The sequence below is a fragment of the Hyphococcus lacteus genome (genome assembly GCF_041058985.1).
Lineage (GTDB): Bacteria > Pseudomonadota > Alphaproteobacteria > Caulobacterales > Parvularculaceae > Hyphococcus > Hyphococcus lacteus.
Genome location: NZ_JBEHZE010000001.1, coordinates 1,380,379 through 1,387,512, shown reverse-complemented (window position 1 = coordinate 1,387,512; position 7,134 = coordinate 1,380,379). Strand labels below are relative to the sequence as shown.

Below are 7,134 nucleotides of genomic sequence, written 5' to 3'. Positions count from 1 at the left end.
CTGAATGACGCGCTCCTTCATCCCGCTCGCATCAATCTTATCGCTGCCAGCACCACCATCAACACGTTCAACGCTTGAAGCAGCCATGTCGATGGAAATCCCATCTGTCCCCTGAGTGATCACGCGATCCCTGCCATCGCCGCCGAATACAGTATCTTGGGAATCGGCGTATATTATATCATTCCCATCGCCGCCATAGAGGGTGTCCGCGCCACCCCGGCCATTGATAACATCGTTACCGCCATTGCCGTAAATTGTGTCTTGTCCAGCTTCACCGTAAAGTCGGTCATTCCTTTCCGTACCAGTAATTGTGTTGGTCTCGTCAACATCCGCAACACTAACCGTAATCAACTGTTCCGTAGAGGCCCCATCAGCACCGACAGCTTTGACCGTAATCTGATGCTCGCTCTGATTTTCATAATCTAACGATGCGCCGGGTTTTAACTTCAACTGATCTCCGACAATTTCAAATTTTCCCGACGCGTCATCTGAAATCACGAATTCAGTGACATTTCCGCCTGTTTGTGGGTCGCTAGCGCTCAGTGTTCCCACCGTTGCGCCATTTTGATTTTCGGTAACGGTCGGAACACCGTAAGCAATTCCACCCTCAATCTGCGCCCCATTCTTAAGCTGCAAATGATCAACGCCGACAAGATCCTCAACAACACCATCTGTGTCATTCATGATCCAGTTATTTACAAGACCGGGTTCCGTTTCAGGGTCATCAATTTGACGACCGGCATGATCGGAAATTTCATCCTCACTTCTTGCATAGTCGAATATTCTTACTTCGGAAATTTGTCCCTCAAAAACTTGGGAAGTATCGAAGCGCCCACCCTCGGCGTCCTGTTCCTGACCGAAGACCAACGTACCATCAGAAACTAGATCTCGTATCTCAATGCTTTGGGAAAAACTGAGCTCTCCATCAACGTAAACCTTTAGGTCATTCGATGACTGATCCCAACTAAATGAAATCTGGTGCTGCTCGCCGTCCAATAAGCTCGAATTAGAAATTCCAGTGTCAAAGCTTTTGTTAGCAAGAAAAATACTAACGCGGCCAGATGACCCATTCAGCCAGATCAACGCTTCATTATGCCCACCATTGCTCGCAGCATATGAGAACAACGGAACACCATTGCCAACATCCGTTTGAGATGAGGCAAAACTAACCTCAACAGTTAGCGCATCATTCGGAAAACCTTCAAGATTCGAGGCGATAGCGTAATCGTCGTTACCGCCGCGCTGATTAAGTGACAGCACACCATTACTTTGGTTAGGGGTAATGGAAACATCAACTGGGGCTTCGTTGACATCTGCAACGTCAATCGTGACTGTCTCAAGATAGCTATTCCCCGCACTGTCCGTCACTTCAACCGTTACATCATGTGACGCTTCACTTTCACGATCAAGCGTAACGCCATCTTTGAGTTTTAACTGATCCCCGACAATCTCAAACTGACCTGAATTATCTTCGCTTATGGTGTATGTGAGACTCTCATTTTGATCGGGGTCAGATGAACTTAACGTTGCAACAACCGCACCCGCTTCATTCTCACTAACACTGTTATCAGAAAGATAAAGATCGGTCGGTGTTTCGTTTATATCTGAGACATCAACCGTCACGGTCTTTTCAAATTGAGCGCCGTTTTGATCTGTCACTGAAATTGTTATATCAAAACTCGGTTGCGCTTCATGATCCAATGAAACCCCATCTTTTAGCTTCAACCGATTACCGGTAATCTCAAAGTTATCAGATAAGTCAGAAACAATAGCGAAAGATGCAACATCACCAACATCCGGATCTAACGCAGTCAAAGTTGATATGATCGCCCCTGCGTTATTTTCGTCCACTGACAATTCTGAGAACTGAATATCAACAGGTGCCTCGTTGACGTCGTTCACGTTGACTGTAAATCGTTCAATAGTTTCGAAGCCTTCACTATCGGTCGCTGTAATTTCTAACGTGATCGCATTCGCAGTTTCGGCATCTAAACTAATACCACTTTTAAGTTTCAACTGCCCGGCAACCACCTCGAAACGTTCATCTGATACACTATAATTTAAAGCGTCGCCAAAATCCGGATCAAAAGCCGAAACGTCACCTATGATCGCACCTGTTGCATTTTCGTTTACACCGCTACCAGATAATGTAAGCGCTGTCGGCGCTTCATTCACATCATTTACATCAAGCGTTACTGTTTGAAAAAAACCGGCACCATCTTCATCGGTAACCTGAATTGTCACGACATACGAATTTTGTGTTTCGAAATCTAATGAAATCCCCTCTCGAAGTTTCAACTGATTTCCAACAACTTCGAACAGGCCAGATTCATCTTCTGAAAGAGAAAATGAAACTATATCATTTTTATCAGGATCAAATGCACTCAGTTCAGCAACAACAATACCGGGCGCGTTCTCAGCAACAGCCTGAGACGAAAGCACTAGATCTGACGGTGCATTATTTGGCACCCCCCTTAATGTAGACACCGAAGCCGTTTCGCTCGGCGATTGCTCGCCAATGTCAACATTTTGAACTTGCGGATCGGCACCAGACGAAAATTCTGGTGCGCTAGGCATCCGCCAATTCTCAGGCGTAAAAGATGCGGTATGAACCTGTGCTTCCTCAGGCGATACGGCCTGATCTACAAAACGAGTTTCTGTAGATTTTCCAGCTGATTGCGCCGGCACAGAAGAAACCTCTGTGCTTCCATTTAGTTCATAGAGGTCGGATGCCGCAGAGAATTCGCCACCGTCGGTTCTACCTGAACTAGAACCTTCAGCCAAATCATCTTCAGCGTTTTGTGCCCCGTAATGAAAGTTCTCTCGGCCCTCAAAGCCATCCCCACCCGTTATTTCTTCAGGCGACGTCTCTCTGGCATTCTTAAGCGCCTCTTGCTCCGATTGTAACTCAAGATCTTCACGTTCAACTGCTGAATCACTGTTTGTGTGTACGGGCTTGCCAGATTCCGGAGCAACCTGATTGCCTGAACGAGGGTTTGAATTTTGAGCCATTTGAATGCCTTCTGTTGATACACAACTGAGGGCACCCTAGCCAAATGTAATTAATCAGGAACTTATCAAGCTAGTTAATCAAACGTAAATCGAACAGTTTTTTTGACTGAAATTATTATTCCGAAAGGATTTAACCATAAACAGGGCCTGAACAATTTCGTAACGAGTAAAATTAATCTATGTTACAGAATGCACGAGCATTGCTAACCGGGCTTCGTCCTGCACCAGACCCTGCAGTGCGCGGACTGCCAGAACCAGCACTCAATAAAACCACATATATTGCATCAGCCATAATCAATCTGCTCGGGCTAGCATTGCCGCTAACGGTCTTACAAATTTATGACCGTGTATTGCCCAATGCCGCCTATAGCACTTTGTCCGCTCTCATCTTGATGTTAATCTGTGTCGTGATTATTGATGGTCTGTTAAAGTACTTTCGCGCGTCAGTCATCAACTGGGCAGCCGCATCTTATACTCATCGACTAACCACAAAAGCGCTAGCATCTATGCTCGCAACACGTCCATCAAAATTCAAGCGGACCACTGCTAGCGAACATCTCGAACGCCTCAATGCGATCTCCGGTTTAGGAGGGTTCATTGGCGGACAGTCCCGTGTTGTAGCAGTCGACGTGTTTTTCATACCTATTTTTGCTTCTGTCATCGTTCTTATAGGCGGGTGGGTATTTTGCGTGGTGCTAACACTATTTGCAGGCTTTGGATATCTGGCCGCTCGTCGTACCCAATCTCTAAATTCAGCGGTTGCGGAACGAGAAGCACATGAATCACGGAAACAGGACTTTTTGATTGAAGTGCTTCGCTCAATGCAAACCATTAAATCTATAGCAATGGAGCCGTTGATGATGAGACGGTTCGAGCGACTTCAATCAGCGGCGAGCGTTATCACGCAAAAGATCATACAATTAAGCAGCACGGCTCAAGCATATAATGCAATTTATGCCTCACTATCAGTCATCGCGATTGTTGGCGTTGGTGCGTTAATGGTATTAGACGGGCGTTTAACACTCGGTGCGTTAGCGTGCTGCATGTTGCTATCATCTCAGCTTCTACAACCATTGTTACGATCACTGACCAGTCTAAATGATATCCAGCTGGCGAACCACCGTCGTGAACGAATAGGGTTGCTGTTTTCCAGCTGTGACTCCGAAATACTTCGCCCCAGAAAACTACCCAACAAGATCACGCCAAAGAGTATCACTTTTGAATTCGCCACAATTCAGCACGAAAATTCGAAGCCTATTTTTTCCGACTTGAGTTTTAAAATTAATGCCGGCGAAATTGTTGCGCTTAAGGGCGACGACGGAAGTGGACGCTCTTCTTTGCTTCGCTCAATCATGGGGGACACTCCGATCACCAGCGGGGCCATCTACCTCGGAACCGATTCAATCTCTTCAGATATTGGATCAGAGAATATGCGCAAATCCGTTCGATATGTCGGTCAAAATCCAACGCTGTTTCGCGGCAGCATTCTGGAAAATCTAACCATGTTCGGCGAGTACTCGACGAAAACGGCGCTTACAGCATCACGGATCGTGGGACTTGATACCGAAGTCGTTCGAATGCCCCTCGGCTATGATACACTACTGAAAAGTGCCGCTGGACGCGACATTCCTTCACCGACAGCGCAACGTATTTGTATCGCCCGCGCAATCGCGGCGCATCCTTCTGTTCTGATACTTGATGAAGCGAACACACTTCTTGACCTCTCCGGTGAACAACGTCTGGTCGAAGCACTTATGCGATTACGAGGAAGAATAACCATTATTATTTCGACCCATCGGCCGTCACTAATCAAACTTGCCGATACTACTTTTCAAGTTCAACACGGTTCGATTGCGCCAATTTCCGGAAATGCGGCCCCACAACGGGCGCAGGCATCATGATAAAACAGGTTAGTCAGAGAACACCCTTTGCAGAAAGTCCACGCCAATCCGCTGGCCCAAGCAAAACGCATCCCGTTCATCAAATGCAACAGAAATTGCGTGCGACATTTTCTGGAAAGAAAAATTTTCAAGGCGCAGCAAATAGCGATTGCATTGCAACGATCAATCGCTTTTTTAAGCTGATCGGCTGGTCTGGTGGTCAGCGGAGGATTTTTGAATCCATGCCGCACGCGGATAACATTACGTCGGTCGCTTCGTTTCGGTCCGTGCTTTTCCGTCTCGGATTTTCATCTACCGTCGAACCCGCTTCGAGCAAAAATTTGCGTAATGAATTCCTGCCCTGCTTTATCCGGTTTTCGGATGGCCGCGTTAATCTTGCAGAACAAGCAGAAGAACTTGGTTCAGTTCGGTTGTTTAATCCCGTGACCGGTGAAACCACTGAGCGTAAAATTAATTCTCTAAATGCTTTAGCAATTTTTCCAGAACAAATAGAAAGCACTCAAGCGGCACCCGGAATGACACCCCCATGGTCACGTGGCGTTTTCAAAGCATTTCGTCCCGTTATAATTCAAATCTTTCTGATCAGTTTTGCCGTCAATTTATTGGCCCTTGCGCCGCCCGTATATGTAATGTCCGTCTACGACAAAGCAGTTGGCGCAAAATCGACAGATGTTTTGATCGGTCTCACGATAGGAATTGGCCTGATCATCGCGGCTGATTTTATTCTGCGGCAAGTTCGCGTAAGACTGCAGGCTTATCTCGGCGCGCGACTTGATGAACAATTGAATGAAACAGCATTTCGGCACTTGCTGCATCTAGCGCTAGCGCATACCGAAGATGCGCCGATTGGGTCGCAATTGACACGACTTCGTCAAATGACATCTTTGAGCGAAGCCTTTACCGGTCCTCTTGCTGGTGCTCTTTTTGACCTCCCATTCGTTCTACTTTTCTTAGCTGTGATTGCAATTATTGGCGGCCCGTTGGTTTGGGTACCTATATCCTTGGTCGCGCTTTATGCTGTTATCGCATCTTATGCGATACCAAAAACAAATGAGCTTATCCGCAAAGCCGGTGATAAGCGCGCCCAGTTAAACAACCTGACGGTAGAGGCTGTATCCGCTCAAATGGCCATCCATGATTTGGGAGCGGAGCATATTTGGCTAAAACGCCAACGCAAGCTTTCGGCTGAAGCGAGCTATGCGAATATGAAATCCCGTCAGTTGAATTTCATCATTCAAACATTCTCTCAGTCGATGGTTGCGGTAGCAGGTGCCGCGGTTCTAGCAATCGGTACGAGCCAAGTCATTGAAGGCACTTTGAGCGCTGGGGCGCTTATCGCCGTTATGGCTTTGTCATGGCGAGTGCTCGGACCAATTCGCAGCATGTTTCTTAGTGGCTTAACACTTGGCCAAACACTTCAGAGCATTCAACAAGTTGACCGTTTGGTTCAAATTCCACTCGAACGTGAACCAAACACAGGGCCAACCATTCCCAGAACATTCAAAGGCCGGATTGTTTTTGACAAAGTAACATTTCGTTATCCGAGTCAAAAAGAACCCTCCCTCCGTGGTGTATCCTTTGATGTAAACCCCGGCCAAATACTATGCCTATACGGACAGAGCGGATCAGGAACATCTACGGCTTTACGAGTGTTACTAGGTCTACATCAACAACAGGCCGGATCAATCTTCATCGACGGGCTCGACCTTCGTCAATTAGACAAAGGAGAATGGCGTCATGCCATTGGTGTCGGGCTTTCTTCCCCAGATCTGTTCCACGGGACTGTTGCGCAAAATATCCGTCTAGCTAGGCCAGATGCGACCTGTGATAAAGTCATGGAGGTCGCAACAAAGTTGGGCATAGACAAATATTTTGGATCAGCGCTGGATGAAGGTATGGATACGCGTTGCACGGCGATGGCGCTTTCGACCTGGCCCGATGCACTACTGAGCCAAATTTCGCTCGCGCGTGCGTTCATTAAAGATGCCCCAATCTATCTTCTCGATGAACCAGCAGCGACCTTGGATGTATATGGAGAGCGTGCATTACTTTCGATACTCGAGGAAAAGCGCCGCAAAAGTGCAGTTATTATGACCACTCAGCGCCCAAGCCATATGCGTCTCGCTGACATTGTCGTCTGGATGGATCGCGGCATCGTTCGTGAGGTTGGATCACCCGAACAAATCGTACCGAAAATTATTGCGGCATAATCAAAAAATGA

The 7,134-nt window shown here is 47.1% G+C and carries 3 protein-coding genes; 2 read left to right on the top strand and 1 reads right to left on the bottom strand.

The window, feature by feature from the left end:
• A partial coding sequence (locus tag ABFZ84_RS06715) for a cadherin domain-containing protein (RefSeq protein WP_369313195.1) occupies positions 1-3,012 on the bottom strand: 3,012 nt, incomplete at its 3' end.
• 179 nt (positions 3,013-3,191) lie between these two features.
• Between ABFZ84_RS06715 and ABFZ84_RS06710 the strand changes: the two genes are divergently transcribed.
• Together ABFZ84_RS06710 and ABFZ84_RS06705 are read left to right on the top strand one after the other, a co-directional pair.
• Positions 3,192-4,913 carry an ABC transporter transmembrane domain-containing protein gene (locus tag ABFZ84_RS06710; protein ID WP_369313194.1) on the top strand — a complete coding sequence of 574 codons (1,722 nt, stop codon included), beginning with the start codon at positions 3,192-3,194 and terminating at the stop codon, positions 4,911-4,913.
• The gene (locus tag ABFZ84_RS06705; protein ID WP_369313193.1) at positions 4,910-7,123 is read left to right on the top strand and encodes a peptidase domain-containing ABC transporter; all 2,214 of its coding nucleotides are present in this window, start codon (positions 4,910-4,912) and stop codon (positions 7,121-7,123) included. The genes ABFZ84_RS06710 and ABFZ84_RS06705 overlap by 4 nt, the downstream gene beginning before the upstream one ends.
• The last annotated feature ends 11 nt before the right edge of the window (positions 7,124-7,134 follow it).

Bases quoted from the DNA above. Each gene is read 5' to 3' on its own strand.
- ABFZ84_RS06710 (WP_369313194.1), top strand. From the start codon at position 3,192: ATGTTACAGAATGCACGAGCATTGCTAACCGGGCTTCGTCCTGCACCA.
- ABFZ84_RS06705 (WP_369313193.1), top strand. From the start codon at position 4,910: ATGATAAAACAGGTTAGTCAGAGAACACCCTTTGCAGAAAGTCCACGC.